Annotated in this window: 15 protein-coding genes and 1 pseudogene; 9 read left to right on the plus strand and 7 right to left on the minus strand. The window is 69.6% G+C overall.

The window, feature by feature from the left end; translation table 11 throughout:
• Positions 1–157: 157 nt before the first annotated feature.
• The 5 genes from LRS03_RS09210 (at position 158) to LRS03_RS09230 (ending at position 15,497) form a co-directional block, all read left to right on the plus strand.
• Positions 158–9,619, plus strand: a complete 9,462-nt coding sequence (locus LRS03_RS09210) for an SPM autocatalytic domain-containing protein (RefSeq protein ID WP_257825149.1) — start codon at positions 158–160, stop codon at positions 9,617–9,619.
• Positions 9,620–9,710: 91 nt separating this feature from the next.
• Positions 9,711–13,529: an SPM autocatalytic domain-containing protein gene (locus LRS03_RS09215; RefSeq protein WP_257825150.1), complete on the plus strand. Its 3,819-nt coding sequence runs from the start codon at positions 9,711–9,713 to the stop codon at positions 13,527–13,529.
• 35 nt (positions 13,530–13,564) lie between these two features.
• Positions 13,565–14,656: an MBL fold metallo-hydrolase gene (locus LRS03_RS09220; RefSeq protein WP_257825151.1), complete on the plus strand. Its 1,092-nt coding sequence runs from the start codon at positions 13,565–13,567 to the stop codon at positions 14,654–14,656.
• A 77-nt stretch (positions 14,657–14,733) separates the two neighbouring features.
• On the plus strand, positions 14,734–15,015 hold the full coding sequence (locus LRS03_RS09225) for a hypothetical protein (RefSeq protein WP_257825152.1): 282 nt from the start codon (positions 14,734–14,736) through the stop codon (positions 15,013–15,015).
• A gap of 23 nt (positions 15,016–15,038) precedes the next feature.
• Positions 15,039–15,497: a MerR family transcriptional regulator gene (locus LRS03_RS09230; RefSeq protein ID WP_257825153.1), complete on the plus strand. Its 459-nt coding sequence runs from the start codon at positions 15,039–15,041 to the stop codon at positions 15,495–15,497.
• A 21-nt stretch (positions 15,498–15,518) separates the two neighbouring features.
• Here LRS03_RS09230 and LRS03_RS09235 read toward each other — a convergent pair whose 3' ends face one another.
• The 4 genes from LRS03_RS09235 to LRS03_RS09250 all read right to left on the minus strand — a co-directional run bounded on the left by LRS03_RS09235 (position 15,519) and on the right by LRS03_RS09250 (position 19,730).
• Positions 15,519–17,378 carry a SagB/ThcOx family dehydrogenase gene (locus LRS03_RS09235; protein WP_257825154.1) on the minus strand — a complete coding sequence of 620 codons (1,860 nt, stop codon included), beginning with the start codon at positions 17,376–17,378 and terminating at the stop codon, positions 15,519–15,521.
• 12 nt (positions 17,379–17,390) lie between these two features.
• Complete coding sequence (locus tag LRS03_RS09240; protein WP_257825155.1) at positions 17,391–17,747, minus strand: DUF3703 domain-containing protein; 357 nt, start codon at positions 17,745–17,747, stop codon at positions 17,391–17,393.
• Positions 17,748–17,759: 12 nt separating this feature from the next.
• Positions 17,760–18,386, minus strand: a complete 627-nt coding sequence (locus LRS03_RS09245; RefSeq protein WP_257825156.1) for a cation efflux transmembrane domain-containing protein — start codon at positions 18,384–18,386, stop codon at positions 17,760–17,762.
• Between the two features lie 87 nt (positions 18,387–18,473).
• On the minus strand, positions 18,474–19,730 hold the full coding sequence (locus LRS03_RS09250) for a DUF4010 domain-containing protein (RefSeq protein WP_257825157.1): 1,257 nt from the start codon (positions 19,728–19,730) through the stop codon (positions 18,474–18,476).
• 173 nt (positions 19,731–19,903) lie between these two features.
• Here LRS03_RS09250 and LRS03_RS09255 point away from each other — a divergent pair, with 173 nt between their 5' ends.
• From LRS03_RS09255 to LRS03_RS09270, 4 genes and pseudogenes are all read left to right on the plus strand, one after another.
• A complete protein-coding gene (locus LRS03_RS09255; RefSeq protein ID WP_257825158.1) occupies positions 19,904–20,710 on the plus strand; it encodes a glycosyltransferase family 2 protein in 807 nt (268 codons plus the stop codon).
• Positions 20,711–20,720: 10 nt separating this feature from the next.
• Positions 20,721–21,617: pseudogene (locus LRS03_RS09260) on the plus strand (glycosyltransferase family 2 protein); the annotation flags it as partial.
• 19 nt (positions 21,618–21,636) lie between these two features.
• Positions 21,637–22,779 (plus strand): alpha-1,2-fucosyltransferase, encoded by a 1,143-nt coding sequence (locus LRS03_RS09265; RefSeq protein WP_257825160.1) that lies wholly within the window; start codon positions 21,637–21,639, stop codon positions 22,777–22,779.
• Positions 22,683–23,156 (plus strand): FkbM family methyltransferase, encoded by a 474-nt coding sequence (locus tag LRS03_RS09270; protein ID WP_257829467.1) that lies wholly within the window; start codon positions 22,683–22,685, stop codon positions 23,154–23,156. Before LRS03_RS09265 ends, LRS03_RS09270 begins: the two co-directional genes overlap by 97 nt.
• Before the next feature lie 72 nt (positions 23,157–23,228).
• Here the strand turns inward: LRS03_RS09270 and LRS03_RS09275 are convergent, their stop codons facing one another.
• The 3 genes from LRS03_RS09275 to LRS03_RS09285 form a co-directional block, all read right to left on the minus strand.
• Positions 23,229–24,431 carry a class I SAM-dependent methyltransferase gene (locus tag LRS03_RS09275; protein ID WP_257825161.1) on the minus strand — a complete coding sequence of 401 codons (1,203 nt, stop codon included), beginning with the start codon at positions 24,429–24,431 and terminating at the stop codon, positions 23,229–23,231.
• Between the two features lie 138 nt (positions 24,432–24,569).
• Positions 24,570–25,259: an acyltransferase gene (locus LRS03_RS09280; protein WP_257825162.1), complete on the minus strand. Its 690-nt coding sequence runs from the start codon at positions 25,257–25,259 to the stop codon at positions 24,570–24,572.
• A 1-nt stretch (position 25,260) separates the two neighbouring features.
• The gene (locus LRS03_RS09285; RefSeq protein ID WP_257825163.1) at positions 25,261–26,223 is read right to left on the minus strand and encodes a glycosyltransferase family 2 protein; all 963 of its coding nucleotides are present in this window, start codon (positions 26,221–26,223) and stop codon (positions 25,261–25,263) included.
• Positions 26,224–26,227: the final 4 nt, after the last annotated feature.

Raw genomic sequence — 26,227 nt, forward strand, 5'->3', positions numbered from 1 at the left:
AAGAGAAGGCGTCCCGTGACCGGTGCTGTCGTGTCCGGACCTTGAGCCTCCTCCACCACGAAACAACAACCGACGGACAACAAACCTTCCTCATCCCAGCGCCGCGACCCAGGTTCAAACCTCGACCGCAGACCGGAAAACCGAACAGGAACCCACAATGGCCACCATCATCACCGCCCTGAGCACCCAGCAAATCGCCGGCCTGTCAACCCGGACGATCTCAGGACTGACGACCGAAGACTGGGCGGCGTTCAGCACCGACCAGATCGTGGCGCTCACGTCTGCGCAGGTGGCGGCCATTTCCACGCTGGGCATCACGGCCCTCAGCAGCGACCACATGGGGGCGTTCCAGACCGCCGATCTGCGCGCGCTGACGACCAACGCCGTCCGCACGCTCAACAGCGACCAGCTGGCCGCCCTGTCGAGCGAGCAAGTCGAATCGCTGACCACCGGCCAGGTCAGCAGCCTCACCAGCGACCAGCTGCCCACGCTGGCCACGCAAGACCTCAACGCACTCAGCACGCAGCACTTCGCGACGATGACCTCGCAGCAGCTGCGTTCGCTCACGTCCGACCAGCTGGCGAACCTGCAGTCGGACGACGTCCGCGCCATCACCACCTCCGGCCTGCGCGCGCTCACCAGCGACCAGCTCGACGCCCTCGGCTCCAACCAGATCGCTGCGCTGACCTCGGCCCAGGTCTCGTCGCTCACGACCGACCAGATCGCCCGCCTGAGCAGCGATGACCTGAACGCCTTCACGTCCGACCAGATCCCGCGCCTGACCACCGCTCAGGTCGCCGCGATCACCACCGACCAGGTGCCGACGATGGAGACGGCTGACATTGCCGCTCTGACGACCGCGCAAGCCGCTGCCCTGAAGGCTTCGCAAGTTGCCGCGATGACCAGCGACCAAGTGGCCGCCTTCGAGACGAACGACCTGCGGGCCCTGTCGACCGCTGCTGTCCGCGGCCTGACCTCGGATCAACTGGGCGCTCTGAGCAGCGACCAGATCGGTGCCTTCACCACGGCCCAGACGGCCGCGCTGACCTCGGACCAGATCAACACGCTCGCCACGCAAGACCTGAACGCCCTCGGCACCCAGCACTTCGCCGGCCTCACCGCCGCGCAGGCCGCTGGCCTCAGCTCTGACCACATCGCAGGCCTCGAATCGAACGACCTGCGTGCGATCTCTTCCAACACCCTGCGTGCCCTGAGCAGCGACCAACTCGCCGCTCTCGGCTCCGACCAGATCGGTGCGCTGACCTCGGCCCAGGTCTCGTCGCTGACCACCGCCCAGATCGCCACCCTCGGCAGCGACGACCTGAATGCGCTGACCTCGGATCAGATCCCGCGTCTGACCACGTCCCAGATCGGCGCGATCACGACCGACCAGGTGCCGACGATGGAGACGGCTGACATCGCCGCCCTGTCGACCGCGCAGGCTGCCGCCCTGAAGGCTTCGCAAGTTGCCGCGATGACGAGCGACCAAGTGGCCGCCTTCGAGACGAATGACCTGCGTGCCCTGTCGACCGCTGCGGTGCGTGGCCTGACCTCTGACCAGCTCGGTGCACTCAGCAGCGACCAGATCGGTGCCTTCACCACGGCCCAGACCTCGGCGCTGACCTCTGACCAGATCAACACGCTCGCCACGCAAGACCTGAACGCGCTCGGCACCCAGCACTTCGCTGGCCTGACCGCCGCCCAGGCGGCCGGTCTCACAACCGACCAGTTGGCCGGTCTCGAATCCAGCGACCTGCGTGCCCTGAGCAGCAACACGCTGCGCGCCCTGAACAGCGACCAGCTCGCCGCACTCGGCTCCGACCAGATCGGTGCGCTCACCAGCGCCCAGGTCTCGTCGCTCACCACCGACCAGATCGCCCGCCTCGGCAGCGATGACCTGAACGCCTTCACGTCCGACCAGATCCCGCGTCTGACCACGGCTCAGATCGGTGCCATCACCACCGACCAGGTGCCCACGATGGAGACGGCCGACATCGCCGCTCTCTCGACCGCACAAGCTGCCGCCCTCAAGGCCTCGCAAGTCGCCGCGATGACCAGCGACCAGGTTGCCGCCTTCGAGACGAACGACCTGCGGGCCCTGTCGACCGCCGCTGTCCGCGGCCTGACCTCTGACCAGCTCGGCGCACTCAGCAGCGACCAGATCGGTGCCTTCACCACGGCCCAGACCTCGGCTCTGACCTCCGACCAGATCAACACGCTCGCCACGCAAGACCTGAACGCGCTCGGCACCCAGCACTTCGCCGGCCTGACCGCCGCCCAGGCGGCCGGTCTCACGACCGACCAGATGGCCGGTCTCGAATCCAGCGACCTGCGTGCCCTGAGCAGCAACACCCTGCGTGCCCTGAGCAGCGACCAGCTCGCCGCCCTCGGCTCCGACCAGATCGGTGCGCTGACCTCGGCTCAGGTCTCGTCGCTGACCACCGCGCAGATCGCCACCCTCGGCAGCGATGACCTGAATGCGCTGACCTCGGATCAGATCCCGCGTCTGACCACCGCTCAGATCGGTGCGATCACCACCGACCAGGTGCCGACGATGGAGACGGCTGACATTGCCGCTCTGACGACCGCACAAGCCGCTGCCCTGAAGGCTTCGCAAGTTGCCGCGATGACCAGCGACCAAGTGGCCGCCTTCGAGACGAACGACCTGCGGGCCCTGTCGACCGCTGCTGTCCGCGGCCTGACCTCGGATCAACTGGGCGCACTGAGCAGCGACCAGATCGGCGCCTTCACCACGGCCCAGACCTCGGCGCTGACCTCTGACCAGATCAACACGCTGGCCACGCAAGACCTGAACGCCCTCGGCACCCAGCACTTCGCCGGCCTCACCGCCGCGCAGGCCGCTGGCCTCAGCTCTGACCACATCGCAGGCCTCGAATCGAACGACCTGCGTGCGATCTCTTCCAACACCCTGCGTGCCCTGAGCAGCGACCAGCTCGCCGCCCTCGGCTCCGACCAGATCGGTGCGCTGACCTCGGCTCAGGTCTCGTCGCTGACCACGGCACAGATCGCCACCCTCGGCAGCGATGACCTGAATGCGCTGACCTCGGATCAGATCCCGCGTCTGACCACCGCTCAGATCGGTGCGATCACGACCGACCAGATCGGCACCATGACCACCGCCGACGTGGTGGCCCTCAGCACCGCCCAGGTGGCCGCGCTCAACAGCGACCAGGTCGGCGCCTTCACCACCGACCACATCGCCGCGCTGGAGACGAACGACCTGCGCGCCATGTCCACGGCCGCGCTGCGCAACCTCAGCACCGACCAGATCAATGCCCTGAGCAGCGACCAGTTCGGCGCCCTGACCACCGGCCAGGTGGCGGCCCTGACGGCCCAGCCGCAATTCGAGAACCTGACCACCAACGACCTGAATTCGCTCGGCACCCAGCACTTCGCGTCGCTGACCAGCGCCCAGGTCGGCGCGCTGACCACCGACCAGGTCGCCAACCTGCAAAGCGATGACCTGCGTGCCATCTCGACCGCCGGCATCCGCGCGCTCGACAGCGACCAGCTCGCCGCGCTGACGACCAACCAGGTGGCCGCGCTGACCTCGGCCCAGGTCGTCTCGCTGAGCACCGACCAGATCGCCGGGTTGACCAGCGATGACCTGAACGCCTTCACGTCTGACCAGATCCCGCGTCTGACCACGGCTCAGATCGGTGCCATCACCACCGACCAGGTGCCCACGATGGAGACGGCTGACATCGCCGCCCTGTCGACCGCACAAGCCGCGGCCCTCAAGGCTTCGCAAGTCGCCGCGATGACGAGCGACCAGGTCGCCGCCTTCGAGACGAACGACCTGCGTGCCCTGTCGACCGCAGCAGTGCGTGGCCTGACGAGCGACCAGCTCGGTGCACTCAGCAGCGACCAGATCGGTGCCCTCACCACGGCCCAGACGGCTGCGCTGACCTCCGACCAGATCAACACGCTGGCCACGCAGGACCTGAACGCACTCGGCACCCAGCACTTCGCTGGCCTGACTGCAGCCCAGGCGGCCGGTCTCACGACCGACCAGATGGCCGGCCTGCAGAGCGTTGACCTGCGCGCCCTGAGCAGCAACACCCTGCGTGCCCTGAGCAGCGACCAGCTCGCCGCTCTCGGCTCCGACCAGATCGGTGCGCTGACCAGCGCCCAGGTCTCGTCGCTCACCACCGCGCAGATCGCCACCCTCGGCAGCGATGACCTCAACGCGCTGACCTCGGATCAGATCCCGCGTCTGACCACGGCCCAGATCGGCGCGATCACCACCGACCAGGTGCCGACGATGGAGACGGCTGACATCGCCGCCCTGTCGACCGCGCAGGCTGCCGCCCTGAAGGCTTCGCAAGTTGCCGCGATGACGAGCGACCAGGTCGCCGCCTTCGAGACGAATGACCTGCGGGCACTGTCGACCGCTGCGGTGCGTGGCCTGACCTCTGACCAGCTCGGCGCACTCAGCAGCGATCAGATCGGTGCCCTCACCACGGCCCAGACGGCCGCGCTGACCTCCGACCAGATCAACACGCTGGCCACGCAGGACCTGAACGCGCTCGGCACCCAGCACTTCGCTGGCCTGACTGGCGCCCAGGCGGCCGGTCTGACGACCGACCAGATGGCCAGCCTGCAGAGCGTCGACCTGCGTGCCCTGAGCAGCAACACCCTGCGCGCCCTGAGCAGCGACCAGCTCGCCGCACTCGGCTCCGACCAGATCGGTGCGCTGACCTCGGCTCAGGTCTCGTCGCTGACCACCGCGCAGATCGCCACCCTCGGCAGCGATGACCTCAACGCGCTGACCTCGGATCAGATCCCGCGTCTGACCACCGCTCAGATCGGTGCGATCACCACCGACCAGGTGCCGACGATGGAGACGGCTGACATCGCCGCCCTGTCGACCGCACAAGCCGCTGCCCTCAAGGCCTCGCAAGTCGCCGCGATGACGAGCGACCAGGTTGCCGCCTTCGAGACGAACGACCTGCGTGCCCTGAGCACGGCTGCTGTCCGCGGCCTGACCTCTGACCAGCTCGGCGCACTCAGCAGCGACCAGATCGGTGCCCTCACCACGGCCCAGACCGCCGCGCTGACCTCCGACCAGATCAACACGCTCGCCACGCAAGACCTGAACGCACTCGGCACCCAGCACTTCGCTGGCCTCACCGCCGCGCAAGCCGCGGGCCTGACGAGCGACCAGATGGCCGGCCTGCAGAGCGTCGACCTCCGCGCCCTGAGCAGCAGCACCCTGCGTGCCCTGAGCAGCGACCAGCTCGCCGCCCTCGGCTCCGACCAGATCGGTGCTCTGACCTCGGCTCAGGTCTCGTCGTTCACCACCGACCAGATCTCCCGCCTGACGAGCGATGACCTGAACGCCTTCACGTCCGACCAGATCCCGCGTCTGACGACCGCGCAGATCGGCGCGATCACGACCGACCAGGTGCCGACGATGGAGACGGCTGACATCGCCGCTCTGTCGACCGCACAAGCCGCTGCCCTCAAGGCCTCGCAAGTCGCCGCGATGACCAGCGACCAGGTCGCCGCCTTCGAGACGAACGACCTGCGTGCCCTGAGCACGGCTGCGGTCCGTGGCCTGACCTCGGATCAACTGGGCGCTCTGAGCAGCGACCAGATCGGTGCCTTCACCACGGCCCAGACGGCCGCGCTGACCTCGGACCAGATCAACACGCTGGCCACGCAAGACCTGAACGCACTCGGCACCCAGCACTTCGCTGGCCTGACTGCAGCCCAGGCGGCCGGCCTGACGACCGACCAGATGGCCGGCCTGCAGAGCGTCGACCTGCGCGCCCTGAGCAGCAACACCCTGCGCGCCCTGAGCAGCGACCAGCTCGCCGCTCTCGGCTCCGACCAGATCGGTGCGCTGACCTCGGCTCAGGTCTCGTCGTTCACCACCGACCAGATCGCCCGCCTCGGCAGCGATGACCTGAACGCCTTCACGTCCGACCAGATCCCGCGTCTGACGACCGCGCAGATCGGTGCCATCACCACCGACCAGGTGCCGACAATGGAGACGGCTGACATCGCCGCTCTCTCGACCGCACAAGCCGCTGCCCTCAAGGCCTCGCAAGTCGCCGCGATGACCAGCGACCAGGTTGCCGCCTTCGAGACGAACGACCTGCGTGCCCTGAGCACGGCTGCGGTCCGTGGCCTGACCTCGGATCAACTGGGCGCTCTGAGCAGCGACCAGATCGGTGCCTTCACCACGGCCCAGACGGCCGCGCTGACCTCGGACCAGATCAACACGCTCGCCACGCAAGACCTGAACGCACTCGGCACCCAGCACTTCGCTGGCCTCACCGCCGCGCAAGCTGCGGGCCTGACGAGCGACCAGATGGCTGGCCTGCAGAGCGTCGACCTGCGCGCCCTGAGCAGCAACACCCTGCGCGCCCTGAGCAGCGACCAACTCGCCGCCCTCGGCTCTGACCAGATCGGTGCGCTGACCTCGGCCCAGGTCTCGTCGCTGACCACCGCCCAGATCGCCACCCTCGGCAGCGACGACCTGAATGCGCTGACCTCGGATCAGATCCCGCGTCTGACGACCGCGCAGATCGGTGCCATCACCACCGACCAGGTGCCGACGATGGAGACGGCTGACATCGCCGCTCTGTCGACCGCACAAGCCGCTGCCCTCAAGGCCTCGCAAGTCGCCGCGATGACCAGCGACCAGGTCGCCGCCTTCGAGACGAACGACCTGCGTGCCCTGAGCACGGCTGCGGTCCGTGGCCTGACCTCGGATCAACTGGGCGCTCTGAGCAGCGACCAGATCGGTGCCTTCACCACGGCCCAGACGGCCGCGCTGACCTCGGACCAGATCAACACGCTGGCCACGCAAGACCTGAACGCACTCGGCACCCAGCACTTCGCTGGCCTGACTGCAGCCCAGGCGGCCGGCCTGACGACCGACCAGATGGCCGGCCTGCAGAGCGTCGACCTGCGCGCCCTGAGCAGCAACACCCTGCGCGCCCTGAGCAGCGACCAGCTCGCCGCTCTCGGCTCCGACCAGATCGGTGCGCTGACCTCGGCTCAGGTCTCGTCGTTCACCACCGACCAGATCGCCCGCCTCGGCAGCGATGACCTGAACGCCTTCACGTCCGACCAGATCCCGCGCCTGACCACGGCCCAGATCGCCGCCATCACCACCGACCAGATCGGCACGATGGAGACCGCCGACATCGTGGCCCTGACGACGGCCCAGGCTGCCGCCCTCAAGGCGTCGCAGATCGGCGTGCTCACCACCGACCACCTGGCCGCGCTGGAGACCAACGACCTGCGTGCGATCTCGACCGCGGGCATCCAGGGCCTGACGAGCGACCAGCTTGCCTCGCTGAGCAGCGACCAGATGGGTGCCCTGACCACGGCCCAGACGGCGGCGCTGACCTCCGACCAGATCAACACGCTGGCCACGCAAGACCTGAACGCACTCGGCACCCAGCACTTCGCCGGCCTCACCGCCGCGCAAGCCGCGGGCCTGACGACCGACCACCTGGCCGGCCTGCAGAGCGTCGACCTGCGCGCCCTGAGCAGCAACACCCTGCGTGCCCTGAGCAGCGACCAGCTCGCCGCCCTCGGCTCCGACCAGATCGGTGCGCTGACCTCGGCTCAGGTCTCGTCGCTCACCACTTCGCAGATCGCCACCCTCGGCAGCGATGACCTGAATGCGCTGACCTCGGATCAGATCCCGCGTCTGACCACGGCCCAGATCGCCGCCATCACCACCGACCAGATCGGCACGATGGAGACCGCCGACATCGTGGCGCTCACCACTGCCCAGGCCGCTGCGCTCACGTCCGACCAGGTCAGTGCGCTGACCAGCGACCAGATGGCAGCGCTTGAGACGGCCGACCTGCGTGCGATCAGCACCGCCGGCATCCGCCAGCTCGACTCCGACCAGTTCGCCGCGATGAGCAGCGACCAGATCGGCGCGCTGACCAACGCCCAGGTGATGGCGCTCACGACCGACCAGTTGCCCACGCTGGCCACACAGGACCTGAACGCCCTCGGCACCGCGCACTTCGCGGCGCTCAGCTCGGCACAGGTCGAGTCGCTGACCACCGACCAACTCGGCGGCCTGCAGACCGACGACCTGCGTGCGATCACCACGGCCGCGATCCGTGCGCTCGACTCCGACCAGCTCGCCGCACTCGGCTCCGACCAGATCGGTGCCCTGGGCACGCAGCAGGTCGCCGCGCTGACCACCGACCAGGTGAGCACGCTCACGACCGAAGACCTGGGCGCGCTCGGCAGCCATCAGATCGGTGCCTTCACCACGGCGCAGATCCGCTCGCTGACCACCGACCAGATCGCGTCAATGTCGACCGCCGACGTGGCCGCGATGACCACCGCGCACTACGCCGCGCTGTCGACCGACCAGCTGCAGGGCTTCACGACCGATCAGATGTCGGCGATCGAGACCAACGACCTGCGGGCCCTGTCCGGCGCCCAGCTGCGCTCGCTGACCGACGCCCAGCTTGCCGAGCTGACGTCCGATCAGTTCCAGCAGCTTGGCGGATCGATCAACCAGTTCACGAGCGACCAGATCGCCGCACTGGCCAGTGATGACCTGAACTCGCTGACGGCCTCGCAGTTCCTGGTGATGACCACTTCGCAGGTCAACGCCCTGACGACCGAGCAGATCGGCAACCTGCAATCGGCTGACATCCGCGCCATCTCGGTGGCCGGCCTGCAGCAGCTCGACAGCGACCAGATCGGCGCCATCAGCACCGCGAACTTTGCGGCCCTGACCAACGCCCAGATCGCCGGCTTCACCACCGCGCAGATCACGTCGCTGACGACCGACCAGATCGTGGCCCTGACCACCGACCAGATCGCCGGCCTGGAAACGGCCGACATCGCGGCGATGGACATGACCCAGGTCGCGGCCTTCGAGTCGCAGGACATCGGCCGCATGACGGCAGCGCAGCTCGACGCGTTCTTCGCCGCCTCGCCGATCGTGCTCGACCTCGACGGCAACGGCGTGAGCACCACGGCGGCTGCCAACGGCGTCAACTTCGACCTCAACGGCACCGGCAACGCGGGCAAGGTCGGCTGGGTCGGCGCAAGCGACGGCCTGCTGGTCATGGACCGCAACGGCGACGGCAAGATCACCGACGGCACTGGAACCTTCGGTGTGGCCACGCAGAAGGCCGATGGCACCCGCGCCGGCAACGGTTACGAGGCCATGAAGATCGAGGACAGCAACGCCGACGGCAAGCTCTCCGCCGAAGACGCACGCTTCAACGAGCTGCGCCTCTGGGTGGATGCGAACCAGGACGGCAAGACCGATGAAGGCGAACTGCGCGGCCTGGCCGACTTCGGCATCGTCTCGCTCGACCTGAACGGCCTGGCCGGAACGGAAGTCGACAACGGCAACCTGCTCGGCATCACCTCGAGCTACACCACCGCCGACGGCGCACAACACGCCATGGCCGACGTGTGGTTCTCGAAGGATGCGCCGAAGCTCGACGAGCTGCTGGCCGCCGCACCGAGCGACGTCCTGCCGGGTGCTGCGCCTGCCGCAGCGCCTGCGCCGGCCGCCACCCGCGACGCGGGCACCGGTGCGATCGACAACAGCCTGCTGCCGGACGACAACCGCAACCTGCCGCTGATCTGACCGCCATGACCGACACACCGGCACACCTGCCCCACCGGGTGGGTGTGCCGGGTGAGGTCATCCATCGACGACTACCGCCCGGCAGCCGTTCATGAAGTTCTCGCTCGGCAAGATCCTGACCGGCACCTGGGTGTACTACGCACTCCGGTCCAAGGTCACGCGCTGGAGTTCGTTCGACACCTCCGCCACCACCGGCAACGGCGGCACGGGCGGCAATGGTGGCGGCGGAAGCAATTCGCCGTACGCCCTCACCGATGAACAGGTGCGCGCGCTGACGCCATCGCAGATCGCCGCGATGACGACCGACGAGCTGAATGCGCTGACCGTCTCGCAGTTCGCCATGCTCACCGTCACCCAGACGGGCGCCATCACGCCGGTGCAGATGGCAGCGCTGGAGACGCAGGACTTCCGTGCGCTGGAGTCGGCCGACTTCCGCGGCATGTCGTCGGCGCAGATCGGTGCGCTCACCACCGACCAGATCGGGCTGATCGCCACCTCGCGCATCGTGGGCATCTCCACCGATGCGATCCCCACGATGTCGACGACGCAGATCGCGGCCCTGTCGACCGCCCAGATCGCCGCGCTCACCACCGCGCAGGTGGCGGTGATGACCACGCAGCAGCTGGCCACGCTCACCACCGACGAGCTGAACGTGATGACGACGCAGCAGTTTGCGGCGCTCACCACCCTGCACGTGGCTTCGCTCACCACCGACCGCATCGCCGCGCTCGAAACGCAGGACCTGCGGGCCCTGGGTACCGCGCAATTCGCGGCCATGAACATCGGCCAGGTCAGCGCCATGCGCACCGACCAGGTCGCCACGCTGGAGACGCAGGACCTGCGCGCCATCTCGGTCGACGCGGTGGCGGCCTTCAACGCCGGCCAGATGGCCGCGCTCGGCACCGCCCACATCGCAGCGCTGACCAACAACCAGATCCGAGGCCTCACCACCCTGCAGGTGGCCGCGCTCGAAACGCAGGACGTGGCGGCGCTCACCACGGCGCAGACCGCCGCGCTCACCATCGACCAGGTGGCCGCACTCTCGGGCACCCAGATCGGCGCTCTCGAAACGCAGGACCTACGCGCCATCTCCTCCGGCATGCTGCAGCTGCTCAGCACCGACCAGATCGCGGCGCTCACCACGATGCAGATCGCATCGCTGACCAGCGCCCAGATGGGCGCGCTCACCAGCACCCAGATCGCTGCGCTGGAGACGGCCGACGTACGCGCCCTCACCAGCGCCCAGGTGGCCGGCCTCACCTCGGCCCAGCTCGGCGCGATGACGAGCGACCAGATCGGCGCCCTCGAAACCGCCGACGTGCGGGGCTTCTCCACCGCGGTGCTGCAGTCGCTCAGCACCGACCAGATCGCCGGCTTCAGCAGCGACCAGATGGCCGCGCTGACCACCACCCAGATCCGCTCGCTCACCAACGCCCAGCTGGCGAGCCTGGACACCGTCGACCTCAACGCGCTCACCAGCGAGCAGTTCGCCGCCATCACGAGCAGCCAGATCGTGGCGCTCACCACCGACCAGCTGCCCACCCTCTCGACGCAGGATCTGCAGGCCATCAGCCTGCCCGTGCTCAACGCGATGACGGCCGAGCAGATCAACTCGCTCACGCCGCTGCAGCGGGCCTCGCTCTCCACCGCGCAGATCGCCTCGTTCAGCACGCAGATGATCGCGGGCCTCGCGCCCAGCGACCTCAACGCCTTCAGCAGCGCGCACTTCGCCGCCTTCAACTCCAACCAGGTGCGCGCCTTCACCACCGACCAGATCGCCGCGCTGGAGACGCAGGACCTGCGCGCCATCAGCACCGCCGGCGTGCGCGCGTGGTCGACCGAGCAGCTCGCCGCGCTCGGCTCCGACCAGATCGAGTCGCTCAGCACCGCGCAGCTCACCTCGCTCACCACCGCGCAGATCACGGGGCTGTTGCCGGAAGACCTGGGCGCCCTCAGCTCGGCGCAGCTCGGCGCGCTCACCAGCACGCAGGTGATGGCGCTCACCACCGCGCAGATCGCGGCGATGGAGACGCAGGACCTCAACGCCCTCACCACCGCGCAGTTCCGCTCGCTCACCACGGCGCAGATCGGCGCGCTCACGCTCGACCAGATCGCCAACCTCGAGACCAACGACCTGCGCTCCCTCAGCACGACGGCGCTGCGGGCGCTGTCGCCGGCGCAGTTCGACGCGCTCGACACCCAGCACTTCGCCACCCTCACCACCCAGCAGGCGGCGGCCATCAGCTCCAGCCAGCTGCAGTCGCTGAGCGCGCTCGACTTCAACGCGATGGGCACCGAGCACTTCGCCGCCTTCACCACCGCGCAGACCTCGGCCTTCACCCTCGGCCAGATCGCGGGCCTGGAGACAGCCGACCTGCAGGCCCTGAGCACGGCCGCGCTGCGCGGCTGGACCACCGACCACTTCTCGGTGCTCAACCTCGACCAGATCGCCGCGCTGTCCACGCAGCAGATCGCATCGTTCTCGACGGCGCAGGTGGCCGGGCTCGACCCGAGCGTGCTCAACGCGCTCACCACCGAGCAGTTCGCCGCGCTCAACACCGCCCAGGTGGCCGTGCTCACGCCCACCCAGGTGGCGCTGCTGGAAACGCAAGACCTCAACGCCCTCGGCACGAACCAGTTCCGCGCGCTCACCACCACCCAGATCGGCGCACTCACGCTCGACCAGGTGGCAAGCCTTGAAACCGACGACCTGCGCGCCCTCAGCACGCAGGCGCTGCAGGCCTTCTCGCCCACGCAGCTGCTCTTCCTCGGCACGCAGCACTACGCGGCGCTCACCACCAGCCAGGTCGCCTCGTTCAGCTCGTCGCAGATCGCCGCGATGGACCAGGAAGACCTCAACGCGCTGACCACGCAGCATTTCGCCGCGCTCACCAGCATGCAGGTGGCGGGCTTGTCGGCCGGGCAGTTCGCAGCGCTCGAACCCGAAGACCTCCGCGCGCTGTCCACGCAGGCCATCAACTCGCTGTCGGCCGTGCACATCAACGGCATGAGCACCGAGCAGATCTCGCTGCTCAGCAATGCCCAGATCGCCGCCATCTCCACCGCCGCTGTGGCCGGGCTGACGGCCGACCAGATCGTGGCCCTCACCACCACACAGGTCACCGCGCTGGAGACGGCCGACATCGCGGCGATGGACATGACGCAGATCGCCGCCTTCGAGGCCGAAGACCTGACCGTGATGTCGAACGCGCAGATCGACGCCCTCTTCGCCGCCACGCCCATCGTGCTCGACCTCGACGGCAACGGCGTGCGCACCACCGCGGCGGCCGACGGCGTGAACTTCGACCTCGCCGGCACCGGCACCGTCAGCCGCGTGGGCTGGGCCTCGGCCAGCGACGGCCTGCTCGCGCTCGACCGCAACGGCGACGGGCGCATCAACGACGGCAGCGAACTCTTCGGTTCGGCCACTCGCAGCGCCGACGGCCGGCGCATGGCCAACGGCTTCGAGGCGATGGCGCTCGAAGACAGCAACGCCGACGGCCGGCTCAGCGCGGCTGACGCGCGCTTCGGCGACCTCAAGGTCTGGGTCGACGCCAACCAGGACGGAAAGACCGACGCCGGCGAACTGCGCGGCCTGGCCGACTTCGGCATCGTCTCGCTCGACCTCGGTGCGCTCAAGGGCAGCGAGACCGACAACGGCAACCTGCTCGGCCTGGTAGCAAGCTACACCACCGCCGACGGCGCCGAGCATGCGATGGCCGACGTGTGGTTCGCCAAGGACCGCAGCGCCGACCTGCAGCTGGGCGAACTGCTCGCCGCGCCGCCGGCCGAGCTGCTGCCTGGTGCCGCTGCACCGGCCCCCGCTTCGGCGCCGGCCGGCCCCACCGCCGCCCCCAGCGCCATCTCGTACCCGAGCTTCGGCGACAGCCGGCCCGCACCACTCATCTAATCCGGCCTTAAAACCTTTCACGCACACTCGGGCGCATGAGAACCCTTCTGCGCCCGGGCTTCGTGGCCCTCTGCCTCGCCCTCGGCCTCACCCTTGCGGGCTGCACCAGCAGCGGCGATTGCGACTCCCCCTACGCCGGCTCGCCGCAATTCAAGGGCTGCCTGTTCGCCAACCCACCCAACCCCGACACCCCGCCCGGCGCCGGCACCTGGACGATCTGGTCGCGCTTCGTCTTCGCGAGCAAGAGCGGCACCGTGCCGGTCGATGCGATCCCGGTGCGCCCGCTCACCACCGCGCAGCTCGAAGCGCTCGACCCGCAGGCCAACCACGTGGTGCGGCTCGGCCACTCGTCGCACCTGCTCAAGCTGCGCGGCAGGTTCTGGCTCATCGACCCGGTGTTCGGCGAGCGGGTCTCGCCGTTCAGCTTCGCCGGCCCGAAGCGCTTCCATGCGCCGCCGCTTGCGCTGCAGCAGCTGCCGCCGATCGAGGGCCTGATCCTCTCGCACGACCACTACGACCACCTCGACGTGCCGACCATCGAGTACCTGGCGCAGCGTGTGCAGCGCTACTTCGTGCCGCTGGGCGTGAAGGCGCGGCTCATCGAGATGGGCGTGCCGGCCGAGCGGGTGCAGGAGTTCGACTGGTGGCAGGGCGCCACGCACGCCGGCGTGCAGCTCACCGCCACGCCCTCGCAGCACTTCTCGGGCCGCAGCCTCACCGACCGCAACCGCACGCTGTGGGCCTCGTGGGCGCTCCAGATCGGCGAGCAGCGCATCTTCTACAGCGGCGACTCCGGCTACTTCGGCGGCTTCAAGCAGATCGGCGAACGCTTCGGCGGCTTCGACCTCGCCCTGATGGAAAACGGCGCCTACGACGCCTACTGGCCCGCGGTGCACATGACCCCCGAAGAGACGGTGCAAGCCTTCGCCGACCTGCGCGGCAAGGTGCTGTACTCGGTGCACAACAGCACCTTCGACCTCGCCTTCCACCCCTGGCAAGACCCGCTCAACCGCCTGGCCGACCTGTCGGCGGCCAAGGGCATCGAGCTCGCCACGCCCGAGATCGGCGAGGTGCTGACGGTCGGGCAGCCGCGCAGCAACCGCCGCTGGTGGGTGGGGCTGAAGTGATGGGGGCTTGACCCTCAAGTGGCTTGAGGTCCTACCGTGCCGAACTGGGCGTCGTGCCCAAGCTTCGGAGATCCGAGATGAAAACCTGGAAAGCCGCCGTGGGACTGGGCGCCGCCTGTGCCGCCTGCTGCGCCGTGCCGCTGCTCGGCGGCGCCGCCGTGCTCACGGCGGGCTCGGCCACCCTGGCCGCCACCGGATCGGCGCTGCTCGCCTGCGCTGACGAACTCGCCCCGCTGGGCGGCGCCTTGCTGGCGCTGGCGGCCGTGGGCGGCGGCCTGCTCTGGTGGCGGCGGCGTGCCCGCCGGCAGGCCGAGCCGACCTCGGGCTGCAGCGGGGCCTGCCGTGTCCCCGGTGGCTGAACCCGGTGGCCTAGGATGGCGGCATGAACGCCAGACTCTCCATCGGCCTCGTCGCCCGCCAGACCGGCTGCACCGTGCCGAGCATCCGCTACTACGAAGAGATCGGCCTGCTCCCACCGGCCGGCCGCACCGAGGCCGGCCAGCGCCATTACGACGCGCACACCGTGCGCCGACTCGGCTTCATCCGCCGTTGCCGCGACTTCGGTTTTTCCATCGAGCAGGTGCGGGAGCTGGTGGGCCTGGTCGACGCGCCCGATCGACCCTGCAACGAGGTGCGCGAGGTCGCGGCGACGCACCTCGCGCAGGTGCGTCGCAAGCTCGACGAGCTGAAGGCGCTCGAAGCCAGCCTCGCCGCCTTCGTCGGCAGCTGCGACGCAGCCTGCGCGGGCGGGCCTTCGGTCGACTGCACGATCCTCGAAGACCTGGCCTCGCCGGCCGACCCGGCACACCGCCCGCAGGCCGGCAGCTGCTGCACGCCCTAGGGTCCATGACCCCGTCGGCGTCTACGGCTTAACGCCCAGCGCCGCGAAGTGCACCACCCATTCCTGCGCCGGGTCGAGCCCGACGAGCGCTGACGCCTCGTCGTCGTAGAAAGCGCCGACGCCACAGGCTGCGAGGCCACGCGCGCCGGCCTCGAGGTAGACCCGCTCGCCGACCAGGCCCGCCTCGATGAACGCGTGCCGATAGCCGCGCGCCGGCCCGAGCGGGTCGGCGGCAAACGCCGCGCGGTCGATCGAAAGCACGAACACCACTGCGGCATCGCCGATCACGTCCTGGTCGAGCGCGGCGGCGCGTGACGCGCTGCGCGAGGCCGCCGGCGCACGCTGCGGCACGAGCGCATGGCGCGCCGGCTCGTAGCGGTAGGCGCCGGGCGCGAGGCCGGCCACGTGGTGCACCACCAGATTCACCCGCACGGCGCTCGACAGCAGCGGGCCCTCGAGCACCACCATGCGCGCGAGCACGCCGGCCAGCGCCTGCAACGGCAGCGGTGCCGCGGCGTATCGGCGCACCGAGCGCCGCCGGGCGAGCACCTGGAGCCAGTCCGCCTCGGCAGGCGAGGCCGGGGGCAGCGCAATGGCCGATGGCGCGGCGGCCGCACGCAGCGAGGTGGCTGCATGCACGGCCGCCGTCACGCCGAGCGCCGCGCCCGAGGCGGCCGGCAATGCGGCGGCCCAGCGTGGCGGCGATGTGGATGCGATCGGAGCCGCGAGCGCCGCCGTGCGCGCCGTCGTGGGGCCGAGCGCCACCATGGCGAGCACGCCCTCTTCTGACTCGTCCACCCCCAAGGCCCGTGCCGTTCGCGCCTCGTCGAACGCGGCGACGAAACGGGTGGCCACGCCGAGCGCGCCAGCCGCCACGCGCAGGTTCTCCAGGGCATGCCCCAGGTCGGCCAGCAGGTAGCGGTAGCTGCGGTCACCGTACTTGCGCCCGGTGCGGCGGAACACGGCGGTGGCCACGACCAGCACCGGCGCGGCACGCAGCGGGCCGTCGGCCGACGCATCCACCAGCGCACCGGCCGCCGCTTCGCGCAGCGGCGACAGCGCGTGCGACTGAGGGTCGTAGTGCCACAGGCCGGGGGCCAGGCCCGGCAGGGAGCGCACCGCGACATACAGCTCGGTCGAGAACAGCGCGCCCGACGAGGGCGAAGCGCGCAGATGAAGGCCGCCGCGGCTCTCGGTGACGCCCACGGTGTGCCAGAGGATGTCGGCCAGCGCGCCCAGGTCGAAGGGCGTGGCACGCGCCACGCCCGGGGGCGGCAGGCGCAGGGGATTGGCCCCGGCCGGCTTGAACGGCGGTGGCGCGTCGCCCCAGTCGACCGTCGGCGCCCGCGTGAAGACGCCCGCGCGCGAGTGCGACGACACGGCGTGGAAACGTTCGATGAGCGCCAGCGCCGAGTCGCCGGCCGACGGGCCCGTCGCACTGCCCGGCAGCCCGATCTCGAGCTCGCTGCGGCCGCCGCGCAGGCCGAGCACGAAGGCCGCACCGGTGGCCGCGGCCACCCCGATCGCGGCCAGCAGTTTGCGCCGCGCCCCCGGCGAGCCTGACGCCTTTGCCCCGGCGGCGGGTGCCCCTCGGCGACGCGCGAAGAAGCGCCACACGATGGGCAGGTTGAACACGAGATGCAGCGCCACCAGCAGCACCGTGCCGTAGCCGAAGAGGTAGTGCCAGTCGAAGACCGGCAGCTGCTGGTTGGCGACCCAGTAGATGCCGAGCCCGGCCGTGGTCGCGACGTAGACGAGCAGCAGCATGCTCGCCACCACGTTGACCGCATGCCGCGACGGGGCCCGCCCGCGCAGCACCTGCACCGCGAGCAGCGCCGCCGCCACCAGAAGCGGCAGGCCGACCCAGAGCAGCTTGGGCATCGCGGTCGACGCTCAGCGCCGCGCGGCCGTGATCACCCGCTGCAGCTCGTCGGCGATCGGCATGGGCTTGAACGCGCTCACGTTCGCGCCGCCGGTGTTGCCCACCGGCACCCAGAGCACCGTCTTCGTCGCCGCACCCACGATGCGCAGCATCTGCCCCCAGGTCTCGCGCCGGCGGCGGTGGCGCAGCGCCCAGGCGAGCATGTGGCCGTGGACCCGCACATGCTGAACCGTCGAGGCCTGGCCCAGCACATGCGCCCGCTCCAGGTGGGCGAACGCCGCCGCCGCATCGCCGCGCGACTCGGCCTGCCGGGCGCTGTGGAGTTCAGCCTCCACATGGGGGCGGATCCGTATGCCGAAGAGGCTCATCGTCGTCTCCCTTCAGGGGTTGGCCGGCCGCAGCTCGGCACGCGCCTGCCTCAACACGCTGCTCGCGCCCGACAAGGCCAGCACGGCCATGATCGCGGCCACCGCGAGGTCGGGCCAGGCGCTGCCGGTGCCGAACACGCCGAGTGCCGCGGCGATCACCGCGAGGTTGCCGATCGCGTCGTTGCGCGAGCAGATCCACACCGAGCGCATGTTGGCGTCGCCACCGCGGAAGCGGTAGAGCATCACCGCCACCCCGGTGTTCACCGCCAGCGCCAGCAGGCCCACCGCGCCCATCGTGGCGGGCTCGGGTGCCGCGCCGGCGTGCGCGCTCCAGGCGGCGCGGCCCAGCACGAAGACTCCGAAGGCACCCATGCAGGCCGCCTTGAAGATCGCCGCACGCGAACGCGCCGCCAGGCCCATGCCGAGCACGGCCAGGCTGATGGCGTAGTTGGCAGCATCGCCGAAGAAGTCGATCGAGTCGGCCATCAGCGACACCGACCCCGACGACCACGACGCCCCCAGCTCGACCACGAACATCAGCGCATTGAGCACGAGTGCCACCCACAGCGCCTTGCGAAAGCGCGGGTCGGCGGGCGGCTCGGCAGAGCAGGAAGCAGCGGAACAGCAGTGGTCGGACATGGCGGGCCTGTGAACGTGATGATCGGACACCGCCATTGAAAACCCTGTAGCCGATACAGAGTCAAGCCCCCGGTGGGCGCAGGGCCGTCAGCCCATCCCGCGCAGGCTCAGCCAGGCGGCGCTCCAGGCGCACAGATTGCCCACCAGCAGCGCCAGCACCACGCGCAGCGCATAGCGCCACCCACCCGCCACGAGCGCGATCACCGTGCGGGTGCCGCTGTTGAAGAGGATCGACAGGCACACCGCGAACAGCAGCTGCCCGGCCGTGAGCTGCCGGCCTTCGAACAAGCCCGACAGCGGAGCCACCGCCGCATGCGCATCGGCCAGGCCCGAGACCGCCGCACTCGTGTACGCGCCGCCCGTGCCGAAGCGCTGCTGCGCCGCCGTCATCACGAGCGTGACAACCATCAGCCCTCCGGCCAGCACCAGCGCCTCGGTCAGGCTCAGCGCGCGGGCGCGGTCGTGCGTGCCATCTTCCAGCGGGCTGGCATCGCGCCGCGCGGCCAGGCCGAGCACGGCCCCCACGACCAAGGCCCCCAGCGCGCCACCGGCGGCGGCCGGCAGCAGCACGCCGGCCGCCGCGGTCGAGAACGGCGCGGCGATCACCGGCACCAGGGCCCAGGTGGCCGCGGTCGACAGCACCGCCGCTACCGCCAGCGCGCCGGCCTGTGCGGGCTGCCGGCGAGCGCGGGCGCCCATCGCCGCCACCGTGGCGCTGCTGGAGGCAAAGCCCATCAGAAAGCCTGCCGCCGCCAGGCCCAGCCGGGGCCCGAGCAGGCGCAGCGCGACGTGCGCCATGCCCTGCATCAGCAGCAGCAGCCACACCAGCCCGGCCAGCGGGCGCAGGCCGAGCCCACCCAGCCAGGGCAGCGGCTCAGGGGGCACCAGCGGGATCACCACCAGCCCGAATCCGAGCAGCAGCAGGCCGTCATGCAGCTCCTGCTCGCTCAGCACCTGGGTGGCAAAGCGATGCAAGGGGCTGCGCGCCGCCAGCACCGCGGCCACGGCCACCGCACAGGCGGCGCCGAGGGCCGGTGCGCTGACCGCACTCACCCCGATCAGGTAGGTGATGAAAAGCGCAATCTCGGTGGTGAGGCCCGGGTCGCGGGTGCGGCTCTTGAAATAGCTCAGGGCCGCCAGCGCCGCCACCAGCACCGCGCCGATCCACACCAGCGGCGGCGAGAGCCACTGCGCAAGCGCGCCACCCGAGGCCGCGAGCGTGAAGGTTCGCACGCCCGCGGCTTGTCGATCCGGCCCGTGGCCCTTGCGGCGCTCGCGTTCCAGGCCGATCAGCAGGCCGCCGCCGAGCGCGACCATCAGGCCGATGAGGCGGGTGTCGTCCATCCATGAACTCAAGGCAGCAGGCTCCATCTGAATGCGCGGCCGATGCTACCCGGCGCCATACGGCGGAGAACCCGCGCTTTTCCCGCCCTGTTCGCGCCACTCCCGCACCCGGCCCTCGATAGCATGGCTCGTCATCTTCGGCCTGCGAGACGCGCCCGGCGGCGCCTTGTCCCATGTCATCACCGCCCTTTTTCAGCGTCATCACCGCGACCCACCTGCGCTCGGCCCTGCTCGCGCGCAACCTGCGGTCGCTGCGGGCCCAGACCTTCCAGGATTTCGAGATCATCGTGGTGGCCGACGCGCTCGACGGCGGCACCGCGAGCGTGTGCGCCGAGCTGCTGCGCGAGCACGACGTGTTCATCAAGCGCAACGGCCGCCGCGGCCCGGCGCAGAGCCGCAACGTGGGAATGTCGCTCGCCCGCGGCGAGTGGGTGCTCTTCCTCGACGACGACGACACCTTCGCCCCCCATCACCTGCAACGTGCGCACGAGCGCATCACCGCGGCCGGCGAGCCCGCGGCCAAGGTGCTGTTTTCCGACTTCGACGTGCTCACCGAAGACCGCTCGAAGGACCTGCACACCGCCCTCTCGCGCTCGCGCGTGAACCTGGGCGGTCACCCGGTCGAGTCGTTGCACGTCAAGAACTTCATCCCCAACAACGCGCTCCTCTTCCACCGCCTGGTGCTCGAAGGCTCCACGGTCGACCCGCACCTCGAATCGCAGGAGGACTGGGACTTCCTGCTGTCGGTCTGCCAGAAGGCGATGCCGGTGCATTACGAAGGCGGCGGCGCCATCGTGCACAAGGACTACGTCAACCCCGGCACGCGCCGCGGCACCACCACCGCGGCCAACGACACCACCGTGGTGGTCGACTTCCTGCACACCTACCGCCGCTGGCGCGCTCCCACGCCCGAGCTGCAGGCGCAGCGCCAGCAGCTGATGCAATCCGTCGGGCTCGCCCTGCCCGTCGCCTGGTTCTGAACCGCCCGCGCCCATGCCTTTCGTCTCTGTCGTCATCCCCGCCAAGAACGCCGAAGCCACGTTGCCCGAGACGCTGGAAAGCCTGTGCGCGCAAAGCTTCCGCGACTTCGAGGTCGTGCTCGTCAACGACGGCTCGACCGACGGCACCGCCGCCGTCGCCGCGGCCTTCGCCGAGCGCCTGTCGCTGCGGGTCGTGACGCACGAGGCGTCCAAGGGTGTGGCCGAATCCATCAACGACGGCCTGCGTGCCGGCGATTCCGAGTTCGTGGCCCGGCTCGACGCCGACGACCTGGCCGCCCCGCAGCGCCTGGAACGCCAGCTGAGCTTCCTGCGCAGCCGGCCCGGTGTCGACGTGTGCGGCAGCCACATGCAGATCTTCAGCGTGGAAGATGGCCAACGTGTCGACCGCCACGTGCTCGCGCACCCGACCGAAAGCGCCGAGATCCGCACCGCGCTCCTGCAGCGCTGCGCGATCTCGCACCCCTCGGTGCTGTGCCGGCGCAGCACCTTCGAGCGCTTCGGCTTCTACGACCCGCGCTTCGACTTCGCCGAAGACTACGAACTCTGGTGCCGCGCCAGCCTGCTCGGCGCGCAGTTCGCCAACCTCCCCGAGGTGCTCACGCACTACCGCAAGCACGCGGGCCAGGTGAGCTCGCAGAAGGCACAGCTGCAGTACGAGCGCGACATCGCCATCAAGGCGCGCTACATGGCCGCCATGCTGCAGGGCGAGAACCCCGGCCTGCTGCCGCAGTTCATCGCGCTGCAGACGCAGTTCCGCTCGCGCGACATCGCGCTCACCGTGCTGCAGCAATGCGGCCCGGCGATGACGCGCCTGGCGCGTGCCGTGCCGCACAGCGACGAATACGCCCGCATCGTCACCGGCAGCCTGATGCGCCACCTGCGCTGACACCGAAAGAAGAACCCGCATGCCCACCCTCGCCACCGCCCAGCCCGCCCCTGCCACGACCCAGCGCCAGGTGATCGTCAACTGCGCCAAGGGCGGCATCGGCAACCAGCTTTTCCAGCATGTCTTCGCGCGCAGCCTGGCGCGGCGCGTGGGGGCCGAGGTGGTGACCGACCTGAGCGCCTTCGACCACGACCCCTACGGCCGCGAAGCCTGGGTGTGGAGCCTGCCCGGCGACGGCCGCACCGGCACCGTCGCCCAGCACGCGGGAGAGGGCTGCTTCGTGCTGAAGGAAGGCCAGATCCAGTCGCTGGAACAACTGCCGCGCATGCCCGACGGCGTGCGCGCCCTGGTGCTCACGGGTTACTGGCAGCGCGACAGCCTGCTCGACCCCGCCGTCGTGGACGAGACCCGCGAGCAACTTGCCCGCCGGGCCGCGAGCCTCGTGCCGGCCGGCATGGCGCAGAAGATCCAGGCGAGCCGCAACGCGGTGGCCCTGCACCTGCGCCGCCGCGACTACGGCCACATGGGCGTCTGCAAGGACAGCTACTACCTCGCCGCCATTGAGAACCTCAAGCTCAACCACCCCGACGCCGAACTCTTCGTCTTCAGCGACGAGCCCAACTACGCGCGCCACCTGCTGCTGAGCGCCGGCCACGCCTACACCCCTGTGGCCAGCGGCAGCGACCTCGCCGACCTGCACCTGATGTCGCTCTGCCGGCACTTCGTGATCGCCAATTCGAGCTACTCCTGGTGGGCAGCGCGCTTCGGCGAGCACCGCGGCGGCACGGTCATCTGCCCGAAGGAGTGGACGACGATCGACGCCACGCCCTCGCCCTGCCCCCCACGCTGGGTGCAGGTGCACGGCGCCGTGCAGCCTTTCAAGTTGGATGCAACCGAGCTGACCGCCAACGCGCAGAAGCTGCAAAAGCAACGCTTCGACGACGCCATCCGCGCCTGGTTCGCGCAACGTGGCGACCAGACCCTGCGGCTCGACTTCCCCGAAGTCTCAACGCCGACAGCACCGTGCTCGACCTCGGCGGCTACAAGGGCGACTGGACGGCCGAGATCCACCAGCGCTATGGCTCCAAGGTCTACGTCTTCGAACCGATCAAGGGCTACCACGACAACATCTGCGCGCGCTTTGCGGCGCAGCCGAAGGTGAAGCCCTGCCAGTTCGGCCTGGGCGCGCAAGACGCCACGCTGGAGATGGGCCACTCGGCCGACGGCACCGGCGCTTTCATGAAGGCGACCGTCAGCGAAAGCGTGCGCCTGGTCGAAGCGGCCAAGTTCCTGCGCGACCACGGCATCGAGCGCATCGATCTCCTGAAGATCAACATCGAAGGCGGCGAATACGAGCTGCTGGAGCACCTGATCGCAACCGGCGACATCCAGAAGGTGCGCCGCCTGCAGGTGCAGTTCCACGACTTCGTGCCCAACGCGATCTCGCTGCGTGCCAGCATCGTGGAGAAGCTGCAGGCCACGCACCGGCAGTCGTGGTGCTATTACTTCGTGTGGGAAGAGTGGAAGCTGGCCGAGTAAGCCTCGGCACACGGCAGACAAAGGAAAGCGGGCCTCACGGGCCCGCTTCTTGTTTGAGCGGCCGACAAGCCCTCAGGCCGGCACCGCCCGCACCACGTACTGCAGCGGCAGCGCGTCGTTCACCGCCTGCTGCGGGTCGATGCCCAGCGCCTCGGCCATCATGCGGATCGCGGGCAGCGCGCGGTCGCGCGCCGGCTCGTTGAAGATGCGCGGGCCGCCCGCCTCGATGCGGAAGCCCGCGTTCTGGAACATCTCGAGCATCGTCACGCGGGTGAACCAGCGCAGGTGCGTGCGGTCCATCAGGCCGCCGTCGGTGTAGCGGAAGTCGCCGATCGCAAGCTTCGCCTGCACGCTCCAGTGCTGCGCGTTGGGGATGCTCGCCACCACGCAGCCGTCGGGCGGCAGCACCTTGCGGATGCGTGCGAGCAGGCGCCACGGGTCACGCAGGTGCTCCAGCACGTCGCCGAAGACCCAGCAGTTGCGGGTCGAGAGTTCGGCCAGCTCCTTGTCGCTCATGCCTTCGACGTCGAGCGCGGTCACCTGCTGGCAATGGCGCTTGGCGATCTCGGCGGCCTTGGGGTCGAACTCGATGCCCCAGTAGTCGGCCTGGCCGTTCTTCTGCTGGTAGGCCTGCGCGAGCGCACCGGTGCTGCAGCCCACTTCGAGCACCTTGCGGCCGGCGGGCATGAGGTTGAGCAGGTCGGGGTTGTAGGAGCCGGCCCGCGCGGCCATCTCGGCGGCTTCGCGCTTGCGCTTCTCGGCCATCTCGGCCATCCACTCTTCGAGGTGGTAGCCACCGGTGCGGGTGCTGGTGCCCTGACCGATGTGGTCGATGAAGACCTTCTTCGTGCCCATCAGCACATCGTTGGCGCACCACGGCAGGTTGCGCAGCAGGTCGGACTTGCCGGCATCGTGCAGCGCGCGCATCGGCGCCACCATCGGCGCGCCGTGCTTGATCGGCATCGGGTACTCGCGCATCACCTCCACGTTGCACAGCATGCAGGGCGGGTGCAGGTAGGCGATGGCGCCGTAGGCGTATTCGATGTCGAAGCCGTCGCGGTTGACGTAGGCCACGCCGCCAGCGCCGTAGTCGCCCGGGCGCAGCGCGGCGAGCAGCTCCTCGATGAAGCCGGCGCGCAGCACCACGATGTCGGTATCCATGAAGAGCACCGGGCCGGTGAGGCCGAGGTTCTGGATCGCCCAGGCCATGCCGGGGCCGTGGTGGATGTTGTATTCCATCGCATGCAGCTGCACGCCCTCGAAGCCGGCCGCCACCTCGCGGATCTTCGCGAGCGGCCCCGCCTCGGAGCCGTCGACGATGTGGATCGGGTTGCGCGGGTAGAACTGGCGGAACGAGCCAGCAGGCCCAGCAGCAGCTCGGGCGAGTTGTACGAGACGGCGACGACGGGAATGTCATGCGGGTTCATGCTGTTCGTTCCTGGGGCTGTTGTCTGCGTTGGAGCCGGCGGCGTCTTTCACGCGGCCCACGATGCGGCAGGGGTTGCCGGCGACGATGCTCATCTCGGGCGCCTCGAAATTGGGCGTCACCACGGTGCCGGCCGAGATCACGCAGCCGCGGCCGATGCGCGCGCCTTTGAGGATGGTGACGCGAGAGCCGATGAAGACGTCGTCGCCGATCACCACCGGAAGCGGTTTCGCATCGGGCTGGGTGCGCTGGCCGAGTTCGAGCTGGTGCGAGTTGCTGTCGGCCACGTGCAGCTCGGGGCCGACCAGCACCCGCTCGCCGAAGCTCACGCTCGCGCCTTCGGAGAGGATGAAGGCGCGGTTGTTGAAGACCGTGCCGGCGCCGATCTGGATCAAAGACCCCGGCGTGCGCGACTCGATGTAGCTGCAGCCGTAGGCGCCCGGCGAACGCGGCACGCCGAAGACGGTGGTGGTCGCGAGCACGATGCGCCCGGCCCCTTTGAACTGCGTGGGCGTGAGCAGGTTGATGCTGCGCCGGCCTTCGCCCACGACCTCGATGCGGCCACGGTCGGAGGTGTGGAAGAAGTACTGGATCAGGAGGCCACGCACCATCGATTCCAGATCGGGCGGGTGGGACCCGAGGACCTTGGCGGTGAGGCGCTCGAAGTATTTCTTCATGTCAGAAATCGTGCGTGCGCAGGAAGGCGTGCCACACCTCGTGGAACGAGGCCTCGGCCAGCTCGTCGCCCGCGGCCATGCGCGGCAGCAGCTCGATGAAGGGCAGCATGTCGGCCTGAGAGCGATACCACTGGCCGAGCATCTGCGCGAGCGCGGCATACGACGGGCGCGCCTGCTCCTTCGTGTATTTGCCGATCTCCACGCCGCCCATCACGAGCGCGGCGTAGCCGAGGTAGGCGCCCTTCATGTAGGGCCCGAAGAACTTCGAAGAATTGCCGGCCGGGCCGGTGCGGAAGAAGCCGAGGTGCTCGTGCACGTAGCCCACCGGGGCCACGAGGCTTGCGGCCATGAAGGCGCCCAGGTCCCACAGGCCCGCGTACGAGACCGAGCCGAACGCGGGCTTCATCAGCGCCGCGGTGGTGCTCTTGTGGAAGACGGCGTTGGAGAACTCGCCCAGCCAGTTCTTGCCCTCGATGGCGGTGGTGCTGAAGATCACGCTGTCGTCGAGGCCGAGCAGGCGGTTCGGGTGGCGCGCCACGGCGGCCGGCAGCGGCAGGTCGCTCTTGAGCGGGCGACCCTGTTCGTCGGCCGACCAGCGGCGGCTGATCGAGCAGCTGAAGCGGCTCGACAGGTGGGCGACCAGGTGGCGCTCGTAGAACTCGGGGTAGATGACGTCGTCGTCGAGCAGCAGGTGGAAGAGTTCGCTGCGCTCGCCCCACACCTGCAGCAGGTTGAGCATGTTGGCGTAACCGCCGCCTTTGCGCGGGCCTTCCACGCACTCGATGTCGAGCCCGGCGCGCAACGGCGCTAGCGCGTCGGAGAACAGCGCGGCGCGGTAGGCACCGCCCGGGCTGTCGTCCGAGAAGATGATCTTGCCGGCCTTGTGCGTCTGCGTGCGCAGGCACTGCAGCAGCTCGGGCAGGTACTGCGCCTTGTAGGCCGGAATGAGCGTCGTGATCTGCATGGGG

The organism is Rhizobacter sp. J219 (assembly GCF_024700055.1).
GTDB lineage: Bacteria > Pseudomonadota > Gammaproteobacteria > Burkholderiales > Burkholderiaceae_C > Rhizobacter.